Genomic DNA, 19,680 nt, shown 5'->3' on the forward strand with positions numbered 1-19,680 from the left:
ACTTTATTACCTGCATTGATGCCGTCTTTAGTGATGCTTGCACCATCTTTGATGGTTAAACCGTTGTTGTTCAATACGCTGTCGCCAGTGGTGATGCTGTCAAACTTCGCATCTTTCAACAATTCGATCTTGATGCCATCTGCCGTTGTACGGGTAATGACATTTTCACCGCTAGTCTTGTCTTCTGCTGTTGCAGCATCCGCTCCACCTACGATGTTGAGCTTGTCACCCAACTTACGATGAACGTCTTTACCTGCATTGCCAGCAAAGTTGAGACCTTTATTGGTTAGGTCATTGACACCATTGGTCACCTTGTCATCGACTGACTTGATCGCATCATTGATGTTGTTTTTACCTGTGCCACCAATGTTATTCGTGGTAATGCTACCATCCGGATTCACCGTGGTGTTACCACCGATGCTGTTCTTGATGCTGTCAGAAATATGCTTGATCTGACCGCCATTCACGGCATCTTTAGAGCCATTGGCAATTGAACCATCAGCAACATTGGTAATGACTTTATTACCTGCATTGATGCCATCTTTAGTGATGCTTGGGCCATCTTTGATGGTTAAGCCATTGTTGTTCAATACGCTGTCGCCAGTCGTTACACTGTCTAAGGTCAGGTCTTTCTTTGTCGATACTTCGTAGTTGGTACTGCCATCTTTATTGGTCGTTTCTTTAACAACAATGTTGTCGCCTTCAGTCACTGTGGTTTTCGCTTTGGTTGCTGCGTCTTTCACATTGCTGATTGCATCATTGATGTTGTTTTTGCCTGTACCACCAATGTTATTCGTGCTGATACTACCATCCGGATTAACCATGGTGTTACCACCGATACTGTTCTTGATGCTGTCAGAAATATGCTTGATCTGACCGCCATTCACGGCATCTTTAGAGCCATTGGCAATTGAACCATCAGCAACATTGGTAATGACTTTATTACCTGCATTGATGCCGTCTTTAGTGATGCTTGCACCATCTTTGATGGTTAAACCGTTGTTGTTCAATACGCTGTCGCCAGTGGTAATACTGTCGAACTTCGCATCTTTCAACAATTCGATCTTGATGCCATCTGCTGTGGTACGGGTAATGACGTTTTCACCGCTAGTCTTGTCTTCTGCTGTTGCAGCATCCGCTCCACCTACAATGTTGAGCTTGCCACCCAAGTTACGATGAACATCTGCACCTGCATTACCAGCAAAGTTCAAGCCCTTGTTTTGCAACTCGGTCTTGGTGTTGTCAATCTTGCTGTTTAGCTCAGTCATTGATCGTGTTATTTAACTCAGTTTTAGTATCAGTAATCTGAGTGGTTAACTGATCTTTGGTATCTGTGATACGGTTACCCAAGTCTTTTTTAGCATCCTCTAACTTGTTGTTGGTATCAGTAATCTTGTTATCCAGACCATCTTTGGTTTTGGTTAACTGGTCAACATTGACTGCATCTTTACCATTAACACCATCAGCAACGTTGGTAATAACTTTATTACCTGCATTGATGCCATCTTTAGTGATGCTTGGGCCATCTTTGATGGTTAAGCCATTGTTGTTGAGTACGCTGTCGCCAGTGGTGATGCTGTCGAATTTCGCGTCTTTCAACAATTCGATCTTGATGCCATCTGCTGTGGTACGGGTAATGACGTTTTCACCGCTAGTCTTGTCTTCTGCTGTTGCAGCATCAGCACCACCCACGATGTTGAGCTTGTCACCCAAGTTACGATGAACGTCTGCACCTGCATTGCCAGCAAAGTTCAAGCCCTTGTTTTGCAACTCGGTCTTGGTGTTGTCAATCTTGCTGTTTAGCTCGGTCTTGGTGTTATTGATCGTGTTATTTAACTCAGTTTTAGTATCAGTAATCTGGGTGGTTAACTGATCTTTGGTATCCGTGATCTGGTTACCCAAGTCTTTTTTAGCATCATCTAACTTGTTGTTGGTATCGGTAATCTTGTTATCCAGACCATCTTTGGTTTTGGTTAACTGGTCAACATTGACTGCATCTTTACCATTTACACCATCAGCAACGTTAGTAATAACTTTATTACCTGCATTGATGCCGTCTTTAGTGATGCTTGCGCCATCTTTGATGGTCAAGCCATTGTTGTTGAGTACGCTGTCGCCAGTGGTAATGCTGTCGAACTTCGCATCTTTCAACAATTCGATCTTGATGCCATCTTCAGTCGTACGGGTAATGACATTTTCACCGCTGGTCTTGTCTTCTGCTGTTGCAGCATCAGCACCGCCCACGATATTGAGCTTGTCACCCAAATTACGGTGAACGTCTGCACCTGCATTACCAGCAAAGTTCAAGCCCTTGTTTTGCAACTCGGTCTTGGTGTTGTCAATCTTGCTGTTTAGCTCAGTTTTAGTATTGTTAATTTGATTACCTAAATCTGTTTTAGCATCATTCAGATTTTTATTGGTATCTGCAATTTGATTGCCCAAATCAGTTTTGGTGTTATCAATTTTCTGATCCAGATTGGTAATGTTTTGCGCATTCTCATTCACACGAGCATCAACATGTTTAAGCTGACGAACAGTCACGGCATCTGAATCAGCAGCACCATCTTCAACATTGGTGATACGGCGCTCTTTACCCGCAGAACCAACAGAGATCACACCATTTGACATTGATGCATCACGATTTGTGAGGAATGAGTTACCTGTTGCTTCTGTCGCAACTGCATCTTGTCCTAATGCCACACTGTTTTCTGCTTCAACCCGGCTACGTGCACCTAATGCAACACCACCGACAACCAGAGATTGCGCACCTTGACCAACAGCAACTGCATTTTCCTGATCAGCTAAAGCACCGCCACCAATTGCAGCAGCGTTTTTGCCTGTCGCCTTGGCACCGCCACCAATCGCAGCAGCATTTTCATTGCTTGCTTCAGCACCTTTACCTACCGCAGCAGCACTATCACCCGTTGCTTTGGCATTGCTACCGATTGCAGCTGCACCATTACCTGTTGCAGTCGCACCTTCACCAGGTTTATTACCCGAACCAATTGCAGTTGAATTGGTCCCAGACGCAAGTGAGTTAATCCCCATTGCCGATGCGCCATCGCCTGTCGCCTGAGCGACCGCACCAAATGCAGCAGCACCTTTACCTGATGCATTTGACATCACACCAAAGGCAGCCGATGCATCACCTGTTGCCTTAGAAGTCATACCAAAAGCTGATGAAAAGGCACCTGTAGCTACGGCCTGAGTACCGACTGCGGTTGAGCCGTGATTCGCCTCAGTGGTTGGATAATGACCCGCTTTTAAAGTTCCACCTGTAATATCAGTATAGGTTTTACTTAATTCGGCATCTCGTGCAATTTTGTCGACATCATCACCGCCAATCGCAACAGATGAGTTACCTCGTGCAATAACATCTGCGCCAATCGCAACTGACTGGTCACCAATCGCTTTGGTCTGATCACCGATTGCAATCGATTGATTGCTATCTACACCATCCACACCCTTCGTCGAAGAGCCTCGGCCCATGGCAACATCACCACGACCAACAGTATTTGATCCCGAGCCCATTGCAATAGAACCTGATCCTGTTGCTCTAGCACTACTACCCAAAGCCATCGCCTCACGTGCATTGGTGCTTGCATTCACCCCTACTGCTATAGAGTTAAGTCCCTTCGCACCATCATTTTCATAGTTGCCACCTTGCATGCCATTGTCATTGACACTGACATAATGGGTACGTGCAGCTTTTAACTGACCAACCGTTGCGGCATCAGAATCAGCTGCGCCATCTGCAACATTTTGAATACGACGCTCAGCACCCACATCCCCTACAGACAAAACACCTGTTGGTGCAGCTTGTTTGGTTAGGAAACTTTCACCAGTCGCTTGAGTCGCTTTTGAATCTTTACCTAAAGCAATACTGTTTTCAGCTTCTGAACGTGCGCCCTTACCAATTGCAACACCACCATCAAAAGTAGCTTCTGCCTGGTCACCAATTACAACAGCTTCATCTTTATTGGCTTTTGCGCCCGTACCAATCGCAACTGATTTTTTACCAGTTGATGCCGAGAATGCACCAATTGCCAAAGAGTTTTCTTGTGTTGCAACCGCACCACCACCAAATGCAATCGAATCTTTACCTGTCGCCTTGGTTGCCATGTTTGGCTGATAGGATGCGCCTGCCTGACCTGCGACAGAACCTGCATTTTCAATATCTGGAGAACCAATGGCAATTGAACGGTAACCTTCTGCAGTTGCAGAGTGACCAATCGCTAAAGAACCTTTACCTGTTGCGGCTGCCACATTACCAATTGCCTGCGAAAAGTCTCCAGTTGCTGCTGACTGACGGCCAATCGAAAGCGCAGTATTCCCTTTCGATAAAGCCCCTGTTCCGATTGCAACGCCGGCAATATCGGTCGTGGTTGCATAAGAACCGATTGCCGTACCTAAACCTTTTTCAGTGGTCGCACCTGTACCCAAGGCAATTGAACCGCCTTGTTTCATTGTTCCTGCAAAAGCGCCTGTTGAATTGTTATATGGATTTTGGCGGTTTGCGATATTGGTACTGGTAAAGTCTTGTGTCTTAGCACCACAACCAATGGCAACATCTTTACCATTGGCAGTACTCGCCATGCCCTCATTACATGTTCCTGAAATTGAGGTACCCGAACCAGTTCCCCCACCAATCCCACTTGCAGCAAACGCAGCAGGAGAAAAACTGATCGCCCCGACCAATACTGCAGCAGTTAAATTTGAAATTTTAGATTTAGTTTTGGTTTTACTTTTTGCCAGTTCAGAGGTTGCAACCCATGCGCCAATAGATGCATTCCAAACCACTTTATACACTTTGTTCATAAAATTCTCAGATGTTTACTACAGTTATTGATGGTCTAAAAATGCAAATGAGCATTTTTAGTTTCGATGCCGAAAAAGAGCCGCGGATGCTAATAAAACCGAGTAAATTGGTAAAGATACAGTGAACACTTTTTGATAAAATGTGAGACTTATTTCTCATATTATTAAAAAATCATGTAAAATAAATCCATGATTTAACTACAAAAATAATTTTATGTTTTCTTTTGTTTTCGTTTTGTTTCTTTTTACAAATAAAATGAAAAGTAGAGCAAAAACTCCATAAAACAAAGCAAAATAATATTCAATACCTTTAATTATCATTGATTATTGAAATAAGTAATCAAAAAACCATTTATTAGCTGGAATAAAAATAACCATAACACTATCAATTTTTACTTATAAATTCCAAAACACTGGGTTTTAGATATTGTTTGCTAAATCGAGTATGATTCTCTTATCAAAAATATTGCTGCAATCTTATGGGCCAAGATTTAAAATTATTAAGAAAACAGCTACGCGTTAAAAGAAGACAACTCTCCTTTTATCAACAAAGGCAAGCTGAACAGCAGGTTTTGATTCAGCTCAGAAAGTCAGTCCCTTTTCAAACATCAAGAAAAATCGGGCTGTATTTACATGCCTTTGGTGAAATTCATACTCACAAAATTCTAAAACTCTGTTTTCAACATGGAAAACAGGTTTATTTACCCATGATCTGTAATATGAACCTGCAACTGGTCTGGGTACGGGTGCATTCAAAGCAATATCTTAATCAACGCTTTTCACACCATCCGCTAGGGATGAAGGAACCCATGGCAAATCGCGGCCACCATGTTTCCCGACTCGATCTACTACTTATGCCTTTGCTGGCCTGTGATTATCGGGGAACACGTATCGGCATGGGAGGTGGTTTTTATGACCGGACTCTAGCCAGTGCTCAACAGCGTCCTTATCGTCTTGGCCTGGCCCATGACTTCCAATATATACAACAACCTTTATTACGGGAGAAATGGGATCAACCTCTAGATGGATTACTTACACCTAAAAAATTCTATTTTTTCAAGCGCTAACTCGCACTTTTTGTTATCACGGCCCTAAATCTTGAGTAATTTAGTCTTTTTTTTATATTTTCTAAGTAAAAACCCTTGTAATTTTTAAAATGCACATCACTATAAAAAACATGGCAACACCGTTGTCACTCATTAGGAGTGCCCATGTCTGAATATATTTTAAATAATGAAACAAGCTTAGAGCCACAGGTTCCAAGTGTATTACCACTATTAGCGTTACGTGATGTTGTGGTGTATCCGCACATGCAAATTGCGCTATTCGTGGGTCGTGAAAAATCGATCAATGCAGTGGATGTGGCTCGTAACAGTGACAATTTAGTATTTGTAGTTGCGCAAAAAGATTCGCTTACAGAAGAAATTGATCACGATAATCTCTATCAATATGGAACTGTGGCCAAAATCGTACAGGTTGTTAATCATGAAAATGATGAAAACTGCATTAAAGTACTGATCGAAGGCCTACACCGTTCTAAGTTAGAACGCATTATTGATGGTGAAGAATACTTAACAGCTGAACATCATTTAAGCCCAATGACATTATCTTTGGATCAAGAGACCCAAGAAACTCGCTTAAATGAATTACGTACCCTTTTTGCTCAATATGCCGAAGCAAAATTACGTAATGCGCGTGAACTCGTCGCAGCAGCAAATAAAATTGAAGACTTATTACAATTGATGTTCTTCGTTGCCACTCGTGTGCCTTTAAATATTGAAGTCAAACAAAAATTTTTAGAGCACGATGAATTTGAAGCTCACTTGCAAGAGTTGATGAATTATTTGATGAATCAATCTGCTGAACAGCAAATTGAACAAACGCTGCACGACAGTGTAAAACGCCAAATGGAAAAGAACCAACGTGAATACTTTCTAAATGAAAAAATGAAAGTCATTCAACGTGAACTTTCCGATATGAATGGCGGGGCTGAAGATGACGTTGCAGAAATTGAAAAACGTCTGGCTGAAGCCGATTTACCTGAACACGTGCGCAAAAAAGCTGAAGCTGAGTTTCGTAAACTTAAGGCCATGCAACCTGCTTCAAGTGAAGCTGCTGTAGTTCGCAACTATCTGGAAGTGATTTTGGATACGCCATGGAACAAAGCCAGCAAGGTGAGCATTAACCTGAATAAAGCTCAGGAAATTCTTGATACCGATCATTACGGCCTAGATGACGTTAAAGATCGTATTGTGGAATATCTTGCGGTTCAGTCTCGTGTGAAAAAACTCAAAGGTCCGATCCTCTGTCTCGTCGGTCCTCCAGGTGTGGGTAAAACATCGCTTGGTGAATCTGTAGCAAAAGCAACAGGCCGTGAGTTTGTTCGTATGGCACTCGGTGGTGTACGTGATGAAGCTGAAATTCGTGGTCACCGTCGTACCTATATCGGTGCGATGCCAGGTAAAATCGTGCAGTCATTGACAAAAGTTGGTGTAAAGAACCCATTGTTCTTACTCGACGAAATTGACAAGATGGCACAAGATTATCGTGGCGACCCGGCATCAGCCTTGCTTGAAGTCCTAGATCCATCACAAAACAGCAAGTTCAATGACCATTATTTAGATCTTGATCTTGACCTTTCTGAAGTGATGTTCATCTGTACCGCAAACAGCATGAATATTCCAGAGGCCTTACTGGACCGTATGGAAGTGATTCGTCTACCGGGTTATACCGAAGATGAAAAAGTCAATATTGCTGAACGTTACCTTGTTCCGAAAGCAATCAAGAACAATGGTTTACGTAGCAAAGAATTGACTGTTCATGAAGAAGCAATCCGCGACATCGTTCAACGTTATACACGTGAAGCCGGTGTTCGTAGTTTAGAGCGTGAAGTCTCTAAAATTGCCCGTAAAGTGGTAAAAGAAGCAGTCAGCAAGAAGTCGAAGAACTTACAGATTGACGTGACTTCTGCCAATCTTCCTGAATACTTGGGTCCACATAAGTTTGACTTTGGTATCGCAGAAGATGAGGCACAGGTAGGCCGTGTCAACGGTCTGGCTTGGACGTCTGTCGGTGGTGAATTGCTGACCATCGAAGTTGCTGCAGTAAAAGGTAAAGGCAAATTCATTACGACCGGTTCACTCGGTGATGTTATGAAAGAGTCGATTACCGCAGCAATGACCGTGGTACGTACCCGTGCGGATGAATTGGGCATTGAATCTTCACGTTTTGAAGAAACCGATGTTCACGTGCATTTACCGGAAGGTGCAACGCCAAAAGATGGTCCATCTGCTGGTTTAGCACTTACGACTGCTCTTGTATCGGCATTCACAGGTATTCCGATTCGTCCAGATATCGCCATGACCGGTGAAACCAGTCTCGGTGGTCGTGCGATGCGTATTGGTGGTCTGAAAGAAAAACTTCTTGCAGCACACCGCGGCGGAATCAAGCTGGTCTTCATTCCACAAGATAACGTTCGCGACTTGGCTGAGATTCCAGACAACGTGAAAGAAGGTTTAGAAATCAAGGCTGTGAAAAGTATTGATGAAATCCTGCCTTTAGCGTTAACGGATACACCAAAACCTTTACCTAAAACACCGATTGTAAAACCGGTGGAAGAGGCAAAAGCTGCACGTCACTAAACAGTGACTGATAAAAGAGAGAGCTTCGGCTCTCTTTTTTTGTTACATCTTCTGGTTGAAAAATAACCAATATCTTGCATAATAAAATAGAGTCGATAAAACAAAGATCAAGTTTGACTCAGTGAACTCATTTTAGTGCCATCTGAACTCCAGACGGATGGCTCTTTGATCGCAGCTCATACGCATTTTGAGCTGCGTTTTTTATGGAAAATATAAAACAGCTTATTGTATTATTTATGACAAGATAAACCGCAGCTTTTGCCCTATGCGGGTCCGCAACATTTATAATGTGTGGAATTTGCTAAATAAGCCGTTCTTATGAAAATTCGCATTCTTACCATTGGTCAAAAAATGCCTGCTTGGGTTCTTACCGGATTTGAAGACTATTTCAAACGTATCCAGCCATTCGTGCAAACACAAGTGATTGAACTACCGATGGCAAAACGCGGAAAAAATGACTCCGAAGCAGATATTTTAAAATACTGTCAAATTGAAGGTGAAAGTATTTTAAATGCGCTCAAGCCAAATGAAACCTTAATTGCCTTAGAAGTCGGCGGGCGCGAACTCAGTACCGAGAAACTGGCAGATACCATGAAACACTGGATGCTGGAAGGTAATGATATTGCGCTTGCAATTGGTGGGCCGGATGGACATTCAGATGCGGTTCGTAAGGCAGCAGCCTGGCATTGGTCATTATCGAAATTGACCATGCCCCACCCGATGGTGCGTATCCTACTCATTGAACAGTTATATAGAGCGATGAGTATTAACCATAATCATCCTTATCATCGGGCTTAAAGGCTGTTCTGATTTTAGAACAATATGTTGAAGTTTAATGGCTGTCATTGTCATCACTTTTTTGTCACGATAATCATGTCATTTTAATCAGGTGCCCTATATGACTTTCCAGACCTTACCCGGACTCTTTATTTCTCATGGTTCGCCTATGCTTGCCCTTGACCCGGAACAGGTTGGCCCGGCCTTAAATCGCTTGAGTAGCAACCTGCCTAAACCTCAAGCGATTATTGTCATGTCGGCACATTGGGAAAGTCAGGCGCTGGAAATCAGTACATCGACACGCCCTGAAACCTGGCATGACTTTCGTGGTTTTCCACCTGCACTTTATGAGATTCGCTACCCGGCACCTGGCGCACCGCAGTTGGCAGAAGAAATATTGACGCTGTTTGCTGAAGCAGGTTTGGCTGCGCATGCCAACAGTACCCGTCCACGAGATCATGGAGTCTGGATGCCGTTACTGCATATGTATCCAGATGCAGATATTCCGGTGATTGAAATCTCATTACCGATACATATGAATGCCGACGAGATTTATAAAATTGGACAAGTACTTTCACCACTGCGTGAACAACAGATTTTACTGATCGGCTCAGGCAGTATCACCCATAATCTGGCTGAACTTTCCTGGCAAGCAGATGCCGATGTGCCAGTTTGGGCCAGCACTTTCCGCAATGCAGTGGTCAACAAACTGACTCATCAGGATTATGATGCTGTGCTGGACTGGCCATCCTTACCCTATGTACAGAGAAATCACCCCTCTCTAGAGCATTTTGCACCACTTTTCTTTGCTATGGGCACAGGAAATCGCTTTAATATTGTGCACAGCAGCTTCTCGATGGGTTCCCTCGGGATGGATATTTACCGATTCGACTAAATTGCGTACTGAATCACATAAAAATAAAATAGGCTTGTATATAATATTAGCAAGCCTATAAATCCATTATATTTTTTAAAATTTACAAATAGAAACATTTAACAAACTTAATGCCTAAGTGGCACCCATGCTCTTTTTTTAAGAATACTTTAAGCTTAGGTCTGTTATTTATTTCCCGTTGTTTTGAATATGAAAATTAAATATTTAGTTCTTGCCTTACTTCCACTTTCTTTAATGGCGTGTCAAACGGTACAAAATGTGACTGATAACGTGATTTCACAAATTAATACAACTGCTGCAAAAAATTTGGCTGAATACAACTGGACATACCAAGGTTCAAAAGCATCTAAACCTTTGGTTTTAGCATTTGGTGCAGACCAGAAGCTTGCAATCCAAACCGGTTGTAACAACCAAGGTGGTACCTGGAAAGTTGAAGGCAATACTATTGTCACTTCTCCACTGGTATCAACCATGATGGCGTGTGCAGACGATTTAATGCAACAAGAACGTTTATCTGCTGATATTTTCAGCGAGAAAAAAGTACCTTTTGAAATCAGTACGGTGAATGGTCAGGCAATCTTGACTGTGACGGACAGCAAAGGTCAAAAACACGTATTCACAGGTGCTAAAGTGACAAATAACAATGTATTGACCAATTATACCTGGTCATATCAACCTGCTGATAGCAAACGTCCAATCGTATTAAGCTTCCTAGGCAATGACCGTTTATCTGTAGATACGGGTTGTAACCGTCAAAATACCTCTTGGAAAATCGAAAACGGTGCGATCGTGACCGGTGCATTGGCTTCGACAATGATGGCATGCGAACCTGCCTTGATGAAACAGGAACAGTTTGCGGGTGACCTTTTACAAAAACGTAAAATCGCTTATGAAGTAAATACAAGCAATCCGGAACAACCAACTTTGGTCATCGCGGATGCAAAAGGTCAAAAATATACATTCGTGGGTAAAATGACACCTGAAGCAAAATACCAGTCTGAAGGTAAAACTGTTTTCTTGGAAATTGCACCAGAAACTAAATCTTGCACAGGCGTTGCGCCACAAACCTGTATGCAAGTGCGTGAAGTTAAATATGACGAAAAAGGTTTAAAAACTTACGCTGACAAAAACTGGTCGCTTTACTACGGTCAAATCGAAGGTTTTGAGCACAATCCACAACAACGTGTGATTGTACGTGTGAAGCGTTTTGACATTCAGAACCCAGCTGCTGATCAATCAAGCATTGCAGACGTACTCGATATGGTTGTTGAACAAGAGATTGTTAAAAAACCATAATTTATAGCTGTAAATAAAAAAATCCGATGTCTTAACATCGGATTTTTTTATGGGAAGTCTTTCTTAATTTAAAAGAGACTTTTAATAAATACCTTGCGCTAGAATGGCATCAGCAACTTTTACAAAACCGGCAATATTAGCACCATCAACATAGTTGATTGAGCCATCTTCCTGAGTACCATATTTGACACAGTTACGATGAATCTCTTTCATGATCGCATGTAAACGCTCATCGACCTGTTCAAAAGACCAGCCCAAGCGGTTAGCATTTTGAGACATCTCAAGACCTGAGGTTGCAACGCCACCCGCATTCGAAGCTTTACCGGGTGCATACAAAATCTTCGCTTCAACAAACTTTTCAACCGCCTCAAGCGTTGAAGGCATGTTGGCGCCTTCTGCAACACAAATCACGCCATTTGCCAGCAAAGTTGCAGCATCTTCCGCTTTTAATTCATTTTGTGTCGCACACGGTAAAGCAATATCCGCAGGAATATGCCAAGGTGTTTGACCTTCGAAATATTCGAAACCATGTTTTGAAGCAAACTCGGAAATACGGCCACGTTTTTCATTTTTCAGTTCCATCACTTCATCAAGTAATGCTTTGCTGAAACCATTTTTTAAATAGACTGTGCCGTTTGAATCCGACAAGGTCACTACCTTTGCGCCCAGGAACATGGCTTTTTCTGCGGCATATTGTGCAACATTACCAGAACCTGAGATCGAAACCGTTTTACCTGCAAAGCTTTCGCCACGGGTTTTCAGCATTTCTTCTGCAAAGTAAACCGTGCCATAACCTGTCGCTTCAGGACGGGCCAAGGAACCTCCAAATGAAATCCCTTTACCGGTAAAGACACAAGAAGTGTCATTGCTCAGCTTTTTCATCATGCCGGTCATGTAGCCAACTTCACGACCACCGACTCCAATATCCCCTGCCGGAATATCGGTATTCGAACCGAGATGGCGATAGAGCTCCAGCATTAATGCCTGACAAAAACGCATGATCTCGGCATCTGATTTACCTTTCGGATCAAAATCAGAACCGCCTTTACCGCCGCCCATGGGTAGCGTCGTTAAGGCATTTTTAAAGGTTTGTTCAAAGCCTAAAAACTTTAAGATTGAAAGATTCACTGAAGGGTGAAAACGCATTCCCCCCTTATAAGGCCCAATCGCTGAGTTGTATTGCACCCGGAAAGCACGGTTCACATGGGTTTGACCCTGGTCATCCATCCACGATACCCTGAACTGGATGGCGCGTTCAGGTTCAACCAGACGCTCGAGCAGACCATATTGAGCATACTTAGGATTTTTCTCAATGAACGGCCACAAACTGGTCATGACCTCTTCGACAGCTTGTAAAAATTCAGGTTGATTAGGATCTCTCGCTTTAACATAATCCAGAAAGTCATTTAAGCTGTTGTACTTCAACATTCACCCCCAAGTCCATGATTTATCTTGGTGCGAAAAATGCACCAAAATAGAATATCGCATATATTTAATACAGATTACTATTGCATCACAATATTATTTTTTAGGACAAACTTTATATTATTAATAATCAAAAACTTATTTAAATAAATGTTCATTATTTTTATAATAAATGTACCTAAAATTGCTTAAAAAATGCGGTGATATTTTTCCAGCTTTATCCTTCATATCGCGGTCCTATTTTTAATTCGCACTAAAAAACATCAACAATCGCACTATTTTTAAGCAAAAAAACCAACATGCGATCTGGATGATTTTCCAGTTTGGCGACCCCGCCTAAAGTCATTATTTGCTATACTAGGCTCCCTGTTTTTTGCTTCATCCATGTCCATGTCATCAACCGTACAACATTCTCTTATCGTCCAAATAGATCAGCTCTTACCACAGACACAATGTGGTTTATGTGGTCATCGTGATGGATGTTTACCTTATGCAAAATCGATTGCAGAAGGCGAAGAGGCAAATAAGTGTGTACCGGGTGGCCAACCGGTTGCTGATGCATTGGCAGCGCTATTGCAACGTCCTTCTCTTCCGGCTGAACCCAGTGTCTGGGAAATTCAAGCGGATGGTCGTCCACAGCGTATGAAAGCGATCATTCGGGAAGATGAATGTATTGGCTGTACCAAGTGTATTAGTGCCTGCCCAGTGGATGCAATTATCGGCAGTGGTAAGCTGATGCATAGCATTTTGACCGATCTGTGTACAGGCTGTGAATTATGTATTCCGCCTTGTCCAGTGGATTGCATTGATCTGGTGGCAGACAGCCAACCCTTGCCAAGCGCAGAACAACGCAGCGTTGAACAGGACGATTTAAGACATCGTTACTACGCACATATTCAACGTGAAGAGAAACGTCGTTTAAGCCGTAAAGGCCCGATTGTCCGTGCAGAAATTGATGTGGAATTCTTTGCCCAGTTTTCTCAGGCACTCAACAATGTGCCTGTGATTACCCTCGTGGATAAACCCAAAGAAACGCCAGCACTGGATGCTAAAACTACCATTGAACTTGCCAAAGTACGCACGCAGATCAAGAAACTGGAAAAACAGCTGAGTGTCCGTGCAGATGAGCAAAAGCAAGCCCAGTTACTGGCTTTACAACAACGTTTAAATGAATTGCAGGACATCTAAATGCCCGTTAAAAATATGACCAAAAAGCAGATTCAGACTTTTTTCGAACGTTTACGTGAACAAAGACCACATCCACAAACCGAGCTGAACTATTCTTCACCGTTTGAATTGCTGATTGCGGTTCTGCTGTCTGCTCAGGCAACCGATGTGAGTGTCAACAAGGCCACCGATAAACTCTACCCAGTTGCCAATACCGCTCAGGCGATTTTAAATCTTGGGGTGGATGGCTTGAAAGAATATATCAAGACCATCGGTCTGTATAATTCTAAAGCCGAGAATGTGATTAAAACCTGTCGTATTCTGGTAGAGCAGTATCAGGGCAAAATTCCAGAAACGCGTAAAGAACTGGAAGCTTTACCCGGTGTAGGCCGCAAGACCGCCAATGTGGTACTGAATACAGCATTTGGTCAGCCGACTATGGCGGTCGATACCCATATTTTCCGTGTGGGAAATCGTACAGGTCTGGCAGTGGGTAAAAATGTGCTCGAGGTTGAAGATCGCTTGATTAAAGTGATTCCCAAAGAGTTTATTATCGATGCGCATCACTGGCTAATCTTGCACGGTCGTTATTGTTGTATTGCACGTAAGCCGAAATGTGGTGAATGTGTGGTTGCCGATGTCTGTAACTGGCCAGACCGCTTTGAATTTGGCGCAAACAAAGCCATTGTCGTCAAAAACCTCAGTTAATCCTGAGGTTTTTTATGCGGTTGTAATTTTGGATGTAGCTGACGTGCTTTACCGTTCAGTTTATTTTCCAAAGCCTGCTGTTTCTGCACATGACGCAACATTTTTTGGCTTTGATACAATAAAAATAACAGTAAAGCTAAACTTAAAATTACCACCACAATCAAAATAATTTTCAGCAAAGACATATCCTCAATTTACTCATACGTTTCGACTTGCATGTCGTAACATCATCTTTCACCTCTATTATGTCAGATTTTGCTGAGTTGCATACCATGCATGAATATCTCGTTTTTCAATTGCCGTAGCCATGAGTTCTGGAAATTGATCAGGTGTACACGCAAACATTGGAATTCCCATGTCCGCAAAGATCTGTGCATGTTGAGTATCGTACCAAGGCGCACCCTCATCAGACAATGCCAGTAGCGTAATCACTTGCACACCACTATCTAGCATTTCAGCCACTTGCTTGAGCATTTGCTTAGCATCGCCCCCCTCACACAAATCACTGATAAGAATAAAAATGGTATCTTCTGGGCGAGTGATTTTACTACGACAGTATTTAATTGCTTTAGCAATATCGGTTCCCCCACCCAACTGTGTGCCGAATAACACATCCACAGGATCTTCGAGCAAAGGGGTTAAATCGGCCAACTCCGTATCAAATACAATCATTTGCGTACTGACTGCACGAATACTTGCCATCACCGCCGCAAAAACACTTGAATAAATCACAGAAGGTGCCATCGAACCACTCTGATCTACGCAGAGGACAATGTCTTTTAAAGCCGTTTGTTGACGTGGATACCCATGTAACTCATGTGGAATAATCGTTTTAAAATCTTCCTGCCAATGTTTCAAATTGGACTGAATGGTGCGTTTCCAATTAATGTCCTGCATGCGTTTAGGACGGCGTGTATGCGCTGAGCGATTAATACTGCCTCGAATCGCTTGCTGTAATGGTTGTTTTAGACGGTTTTCAAGCTGCTCTACCAACTGACGTACCACGATGCGTGCGGTTTCTTTGGTTTTTTCAGGCATTAAATGATTGAGTGAAATCAAGGTGGAAACCAAATGAATATCGACTTCTACACTCGCCAACAATTCAGGTTCTAACAACATTTGTTGTAAATTCAAACGCTCTAAAGCATCTTTTTGGATGACTTTCACCACAGAAGACGGGAAATACTGTCGAATATCACCTAACCATTGCGCTACGCGCGGACTAGAATGTCCTAAGCCACCACGGCGATTAGGCTGTTCCCTCTGATACAGTTCATTCAAACACTCTTGCATCTTGCTATCTTGTAGCGACCAATTGGGTAAATGTGTAGTCGAATTGGGGGCTTGCCCTAAAATCAAACGCCAACGTCGTTCTTGTTCCGCAAGATCAGGTTGTTCTAAAGTGATCAGTTCTTCATTCCTATTCATCACTTAACCCTCGACAGCAACAGGCTGTAAATACGCGTAAATTTCATCTAAGACCATTTGAGCACGTGCAATATCTAAAGAACCAACCTCTTGTTTTACTGTGATCGATTTTTGCGTCACTTTCTGAATTAATTGCTGGGCTTCAGCTGGACTAAAACTTGAAGCAGTTCTAGCCAAAATTGGTAATAACTCAATAAATTGCTGCTCTTGTAATTGATTGACCCATTGGCTCACGGTGTCCCAAAGACTTTGCTCATGAATCAATAATAAGGCTTGGTGCGTCAAAAAACCTTCAAACCAAGCTGCACTGTAGTCTGCCGTCTGCCCGATTGATAAAGCTCGAGACAGGAACCCTTGTGTTTGTTCAACATCAATCAACTGTTGTTCTCGCGCTAAACGTACACAACAACCATGCAAATAACCTTGCATCTGTTCAAGGTACAATAGTTGTTGCAAGGTATCTTGCCAGAGTTGTTGCAATTCATCTTTTTGTAATTGTTCTAAAAGTTCATATAAAGCTTGTAGTTGTTGGGAAAACTGCTGTGCCATATCAGCATTCAGTTGTACACAGTAATTTGGCAAACTCAACATCAATCGAATCGCTAAATGTTCTACTAATTGATGCAAATGTTGCATTGAAAACTGACGCACACTGCCATAACGAATTGCCGTAATTAGCGGCTTTAAGGTAGCTAGAATAATACTTGGATCTTGATGCTGAGTAGTGAGCTCATTTAATTTATCTAAAGCAAGATTTAAACTTTGATCCAGTCCCGAGAGTAAAAGATTTTCAATCAGTTGAGCGATCTGCGCCACATCTTCACACTGCTTAATCCGATTTTCTAAATAACTTTGTGTAGCCAGCTGAATACTATTGCCCCACAATGACATTTCATTTAGATACAAGCTACTTTCAGGCTGCCAAGACAATTGCCAAATTTCTTTAAAATTCCCTTGCTTTGCACCTGTACCTGTTAACTCTGCCCAACCAAGACCGAGTAATTTCAAGCAATGTAGAAATTGACTTTTTGCCAAGTCGAAGGCTTCACGTAAATCTAGAGTAATATCACGATGTGGTGCTTCGAGTTTTAAGCGAAAATGCTTCACTTGCTGTAAAAAATCTTTTTGAATTGGCAACTCAATCAATTCAGCAGGTACTTGTCCCAATTGCTCATCTTCGAGCAATTTAGTTAAAATCGGTTGTGGAATATCTAAACCATGATTCAAAACAGAGCGAATCACCTCAAATAAATCTTCCAAATCAGGGATACGTCGTCCACGTAGTGGCAATAACGATTGAATCAGTTGTACCGCATCAATAATCTGAGCACTTGAAGCATCATAGCCTGCTTGGCGTAAAGCATATGCGAATTTACTCAACCAATCTATCGTAATTTTTTCGCCATCTACATTTTCCTCTAAAGTTTGTTGGTAATGCTTCCAAAGATGGGTATACCATCCAACTGCTTGTACCCCCGCACCATAACCACTGTCTCTATTTAAACGCCCATGTGTCCATGCAATCCATGCAGCATCAACTTTCACTTTAGGTAAGCCTTTGAGCAAAGCAGTATCAGCTTTATTTTGGGTCTTTATATCTGCCAGTACAGGCGCATGCCAAGCCCCACAAATCACCACAATATTTTGGTAGCCTTGCTTTTCTGCTTGTTTTATCACTTTGCGCATATAGGCTTCGCGATATTGTTCAACTAATTGATCTTCGCTGGTGTAGTTTTCAGGTTGTTGACTTAGCAGATGATCACGTAAAGCTGCCATCGCATCACTTATAGCAGTAAACATTTGTCCAGCATGGGGTTGCTGTTCGACTAGATGTTCCCAAAAACGCTCACTATCTTGATAACCAGCCTGCTCAGCCAATAATTGAATTGGATCTAGACGAATAGAAAGATAGTGCTGTTCCAGATCAAGTTCTGGCTCAATATTATCTTGCTGATTCAACTCAATCTCTTGTTCATTTGCTAATACTTGTTCATCTGTTAAAAGCTGATCTTGCTGTAGCCTTTGCTCTTCCCATTGTTTTTCCAGTGCAAAACGATGTTGCAAAGGTAAATCCATAAACTCTACTACGACTTGCTGACGCAGCGCGTATTGCAGAGCTTGCCACTCAGGTGAAAACTCAGCAAAAGGATAGAATACCGCCTGTGATCTCACTTCTTTTTGTACAGGAGTATTCAACAACAATGCCACAGGTGGCTTAAAATCAGGATGTTGCAATTGGCCTATGATCGTATTGGCATCAGGAGGTCCTTCAATCAAAATACAATCAGGCTGAATCGAAGCCAAAGCATTACACACACTACGAGCCGAACCAGGTCCGTGATGACGAATACCGAGAATATGCAGCATTTTTTATCCTTTATTCTGATCAAATCTTCTCCTTTGAAAGGAGAAGATAAAGATGAGGTCATTTATTATTTGTTTTTATTCTAAGTCACGACAGGCACGATACAAGTCTTGCCAACCCTCACGTTGTTTAATCACAGTTTCAACATACTCTTTCCAAGGCACAATATCTTGGACAGGATCTTTTAATACAGCACCTTGTAGACCTGCTGCCAATTCATGGTCAGTTAAATTACCTGAACCAAAATGTCCAGCCATTACCCAACCATGACTCATCACAGAAATTGCTTCGGCTGTTGATAATGTACCCGTTGTAGCTTTTAGCTTTTGCTTTCCATCCAAAGTTTGCCCATGACGTAATTCTCTAAAAATTGTAACTAGTTTTTGAATTTGAGCATCTAAAGGCTGAATCTCAGGAAGTTGTAAACTTTTACCTAATGACTGAACACGCTTTTGTACAATCTCAACTTCTTCTGCGATTGTGGCTGGTGGTGGTAAAATTACAGTATTAAAACGACGTTTTAATGCAGAAGAGAGTTCATTTACCCCCTTATCACGGTTATTCGCGGTCGCAATTACACTAAAACCTTGTATCGCTTGATACTCAATACCGAGCTCAGGCACAGGCAAGTTTTTCTCAGAAAGCAAAGTGATTAAAGTATCTTGAACATCCGCAGGAATACGAGTAAGTTCCTCCACACGTGCAATCTTACCTTCTTGCATCGCACGCAACATCGGACTTTTGACTAACGCATCTTCACTAGGACCTTTAGATAAAAGCTGAGCATAGTTCCAGCTGTAGCGTAAAGTATCTTCACTGGTTCCAGCCGTACCTTGAATCAATAAATCACTATTACCAGAAATAGCAGCTGCCAAATGTTCTGACACCCAAGATTTCGCTGTGCCCGGTACCCCTAATAATAATAATGCTCGATCAGTTGCCAAAGTTGCGACTGCGATTTCCATTAAACGGCGATTACCAATATATTTCGGGGAAATTTCTGTTCCATCCGGCAGGGTTGTACCTAATAAGTAATCTACAACTGCTTTGGGTGAAAGTTGCCATTGTGGTGGTTTCACTAAACTGTCATGCGCCTTTAATGCATCCAACTCATGAGAAAATTGTTGTTCTGCACGTGCACGTAAAACTTGTTGAGACAT

At 42.3% G+C, this 19,680-nt stretch carries 12 protein-coding genes and 1 pseudogene; 7 read left to right on the forward strand and 6 right to left on the reverse strand.

Features of this window, described 5'->3' with window-relative positions; translation table 11 throughout:
* Nucleotides 1-4,818 (reverse strand): annotated as a pseudogene (locus J699_RS0218825) (ESPR-type extended signal peptide-containing protein); the annotation flags it as partial.
* A gap of 479 nt (nucleotides 4,819-5,297) precedes the next feature.
* Between J699_RS0218825 and J699_RS05125 the strand changes: the two are divergent.
* The 5 genes from J699_RS05125 (at nucleotide 5,298) to J699_RS05105 (ending at nucleotide 11,427) form a co-directional block, all read left to right on the forward strand.
* A complete protein-coding gene (locus J699_RS05125) occupies nucleotides 5,298-5,885 on the forward strand; it encodes a 5-formyltetrahydrofolate cyclo-ligase (RefSeq protein WP_032870482.1) in 588 nt (195 codons plus the stop codon).
* Between the two features lie 144 nt (nucleotides 5,886-6,029).
* Nucleotides 6,030-8,459 (forward strand): endopeptidase La, encoded by a 2,430-nt coding sequence (lon, locus tag J699_RS05120; RefSeq protein WP_005231712.1) that lies wholly within the window; start codon nucleotides 6,030-6,032, stop codon nucleotides 8,457-8,459.
* 318 nt (nucleotides 8,460-8,777) lie between these two features.
* Complete coding sequence (gene rlmH, locus J699_RS05115; protein ID WP_005231713.1) at nucleotides 8,778-9,257, forward strand: 23S rRNA (pseudouridine(1915)-N(3))-methyltransferase RlmH; 480 nt, start codon at nucleotides 8,778-8,780, stop codon at nucleotides 9,255-9,257.
* A 100-nt stretch (nucleotides 9,258-9,357) separates the two neighbouring features.
* Nucleotides 9,358-10,131, forward strand: a complete 774-nt coding sequence (locus tag J699_RS05110) for a DODA-type extradiol aromatic ring-opening family dioxygenase (protein WP_032870480.1) — start codon at nucleotides 9,358-9,360, stop codon at nucleotides 10,129-10,131.
* A gap of 189 nt (nucleotides 10,132-10,320) precedes the next feature.
* Nucleotides 10,321-11,427, forward strand: coding sequence for an META and DUF4377 domain-containing protein (locus J699_RS05105; protein ID WP_032870478.1), 1,107 nt, complete (start codon nucleotides 10,321-10,323; stop codon nucleotides 11,425-11,427).
* Nucleotides 11,428-11,508: 81 nt separating this feature from the next.
* On the opposite strand, the gene gdhA is transcribed toward J699_RS05105, so the two are convergent.
* Complete coding sequence (gene gdhA, locus J699_RS05100; RefSeq protein WP_005231717.1) at nucleotides 11,509-12,855, reverse strand: NADP-specific glutamate dehydrogenase; 1,347 nt, start codon at nucleotides 12,853-12,855, stop codon at nucleotides 11,509-11,511.
* 387 nt (nucleotides 12,856-13,242) lie between these two features.
* Here gdhA and J699_RS05095 point away from each other — a divergent pair, with 387 nt between their 5' ends.
* Nucleotides 13,243-14,040, forward strand: a complete 798-nt coding sequence (locus tag J699_RS05095) for an RnfABCDGE type electron transport complex subunit B (RefSeq protein WP_005231718.1) — start codon at nucleotides 13,243-13,245, stop codon at nucleotides 14,038-14,040.
* On the forward strand, nucleotides 14,041-14,727 hold the full coding sequence (gene nth, locus J699_RS05090) for an endonuclease III (protein ID WP_032870476.1): 687 nt from the start codon (nucleotides 14,041-14,043) through the stop codon (nucleotides 14,725-14,727).
* On the opposite strand, the gene J699_RS05085 is transcribed toward nth, so the two are convergent.
* From J699_RS05085 to J699_RS05070, 4 genes are all read right to left on the reverse strand, one after another.
* The gene (locus J699_RS05085; RefSeq protein ID WP_032870497.1) at nucleotides 14,724-14,906 is read right to left on the reverse strand and encodes a hypothetical protein; all 183 of its coding nucleotides are present in this window, start codon (nucleotides 14,904-14,906) and stop codon (nucleotides 14,724-14,726) included. The genes nth and J699_RS05085 overlap by 4 nt on opposite strands.
* A gap of 64 nt (nucleotides 14,907-14,970) precedes the next feature.
* Nucleotides 14,971-16,155, reverse strand: a complete 1,185-nt coding sequence (locus J699_RS05080; RefSeq protein WP_032870474.1) for a VWA domain-containing protein — start codon at nucleotides 16,153-16,155, stop codon at nucleotides 14,971-14,973.
* Between the two features lie 3 nt (nucleotides 16,156-16,158).
* Nucleotides 16,159-18,522: a DUF5682 family protein gene (locus J699_RS05075; RefSeq protein WP_032870472.1), complete on the reverse strand. Its 2,364-nt coding sequence runs from the start codon at nucleotides 18,520-18,522 to the stop codon at nucleotides 16,159-16,161.
* Between the two features lie 75 nt (nucleotides 18,523-18,597).
* Nucleotides 18,598-19,680 (reverse strand): ATP-binding protein, encoded by a 1,083-nt coding sequence (locus J699_RS05070; protein ID WP_032870470.1) that lies wholly within the window; start codon nucleotides 19,678-19,680, stop codon nucleotides 18,598-18,600.

The organism is Acinetobacter sp. 1000160, from assembly GCF_000588715.1.
Taxonomy (GTDB): Bacteria; Pseudomonadota; Gammaproteobacteria; order Pseudomonadales; family Moraxellaceae; genus Acinetobacter; species Acinetobacter courvalinii.

Coding starts and splice junctions, on each gene's coding strand:
- J699_RS05110 (WP_032870480.1), top strand. CDS start 9,358: ATGACTTTCCAGACCTTACCCGGACTCTTTATTTCTCATGGTTCGCCT.
- lon (WP_005231712.1), top strand. CDS start 6,030: ATGTCTGAATATATTTTAAATAATGAAACAAGCTTAGAGCCACAGGTT.
- gdhA (WP_005231717.1), bottom strand. CDS start 12,855: ATGTTGAAGTACAACAGCTTAAATGACTTTCTGGATTATGTTAAAGCG.
- J699_RS05095 (WP_005231718.1), top strand. CDS start 13,243: ATGTCATCAACCGTACAACATTCTCTTATCGTCCAAATAGATCAGCTC.
- J699_RS05105 (WP_032870478.1), top strand. CDS start 10,321: ATGAAAATTAAATATTTAGTTCTTGCCTTACTTCCACTTTCTTTAATG.
- J699_RS05070 (WP_032870470.1), bottom strand. CDS start 19,680: ATGTCTCAACAAGTTTTACGTGCACGTGCAGAACAACAATTTTCTCAT.
- J699_RS05075 (WP_032870472.1), bottom strand. CDS start 18,522: ATGCTGCATATTCTCGGTATTCGTCATCACGGACCTGGTTCGGCTCGT.
- nth (WP_032870476.1), top strand. CDS start 14,041: ATGCCCGTTAAAAATATGACCAAAAAGCAGATTCAGACTTTTTTCGAA.
- J699_RS05080 (WP_032870474.1), bottom strand. CDS start 16,155: ATGAATAGGAATGAAGAACTGATCACTTTAGAACAACCTGATCTTGCG.
- rlmH (WP_005231713.1), top strand. CDS start 8,778: ATGAAAATTCGCATTCTTACCATTGGTCAAAAAATGCCTGCTTGGGTT.
- J699_RS05125 (WP_032870482.1), top strand. CDS start 5,298: ATGGGCCAAGATTTAAAATTATTAAGAAAACAGCTACGCGTTAAAAGA.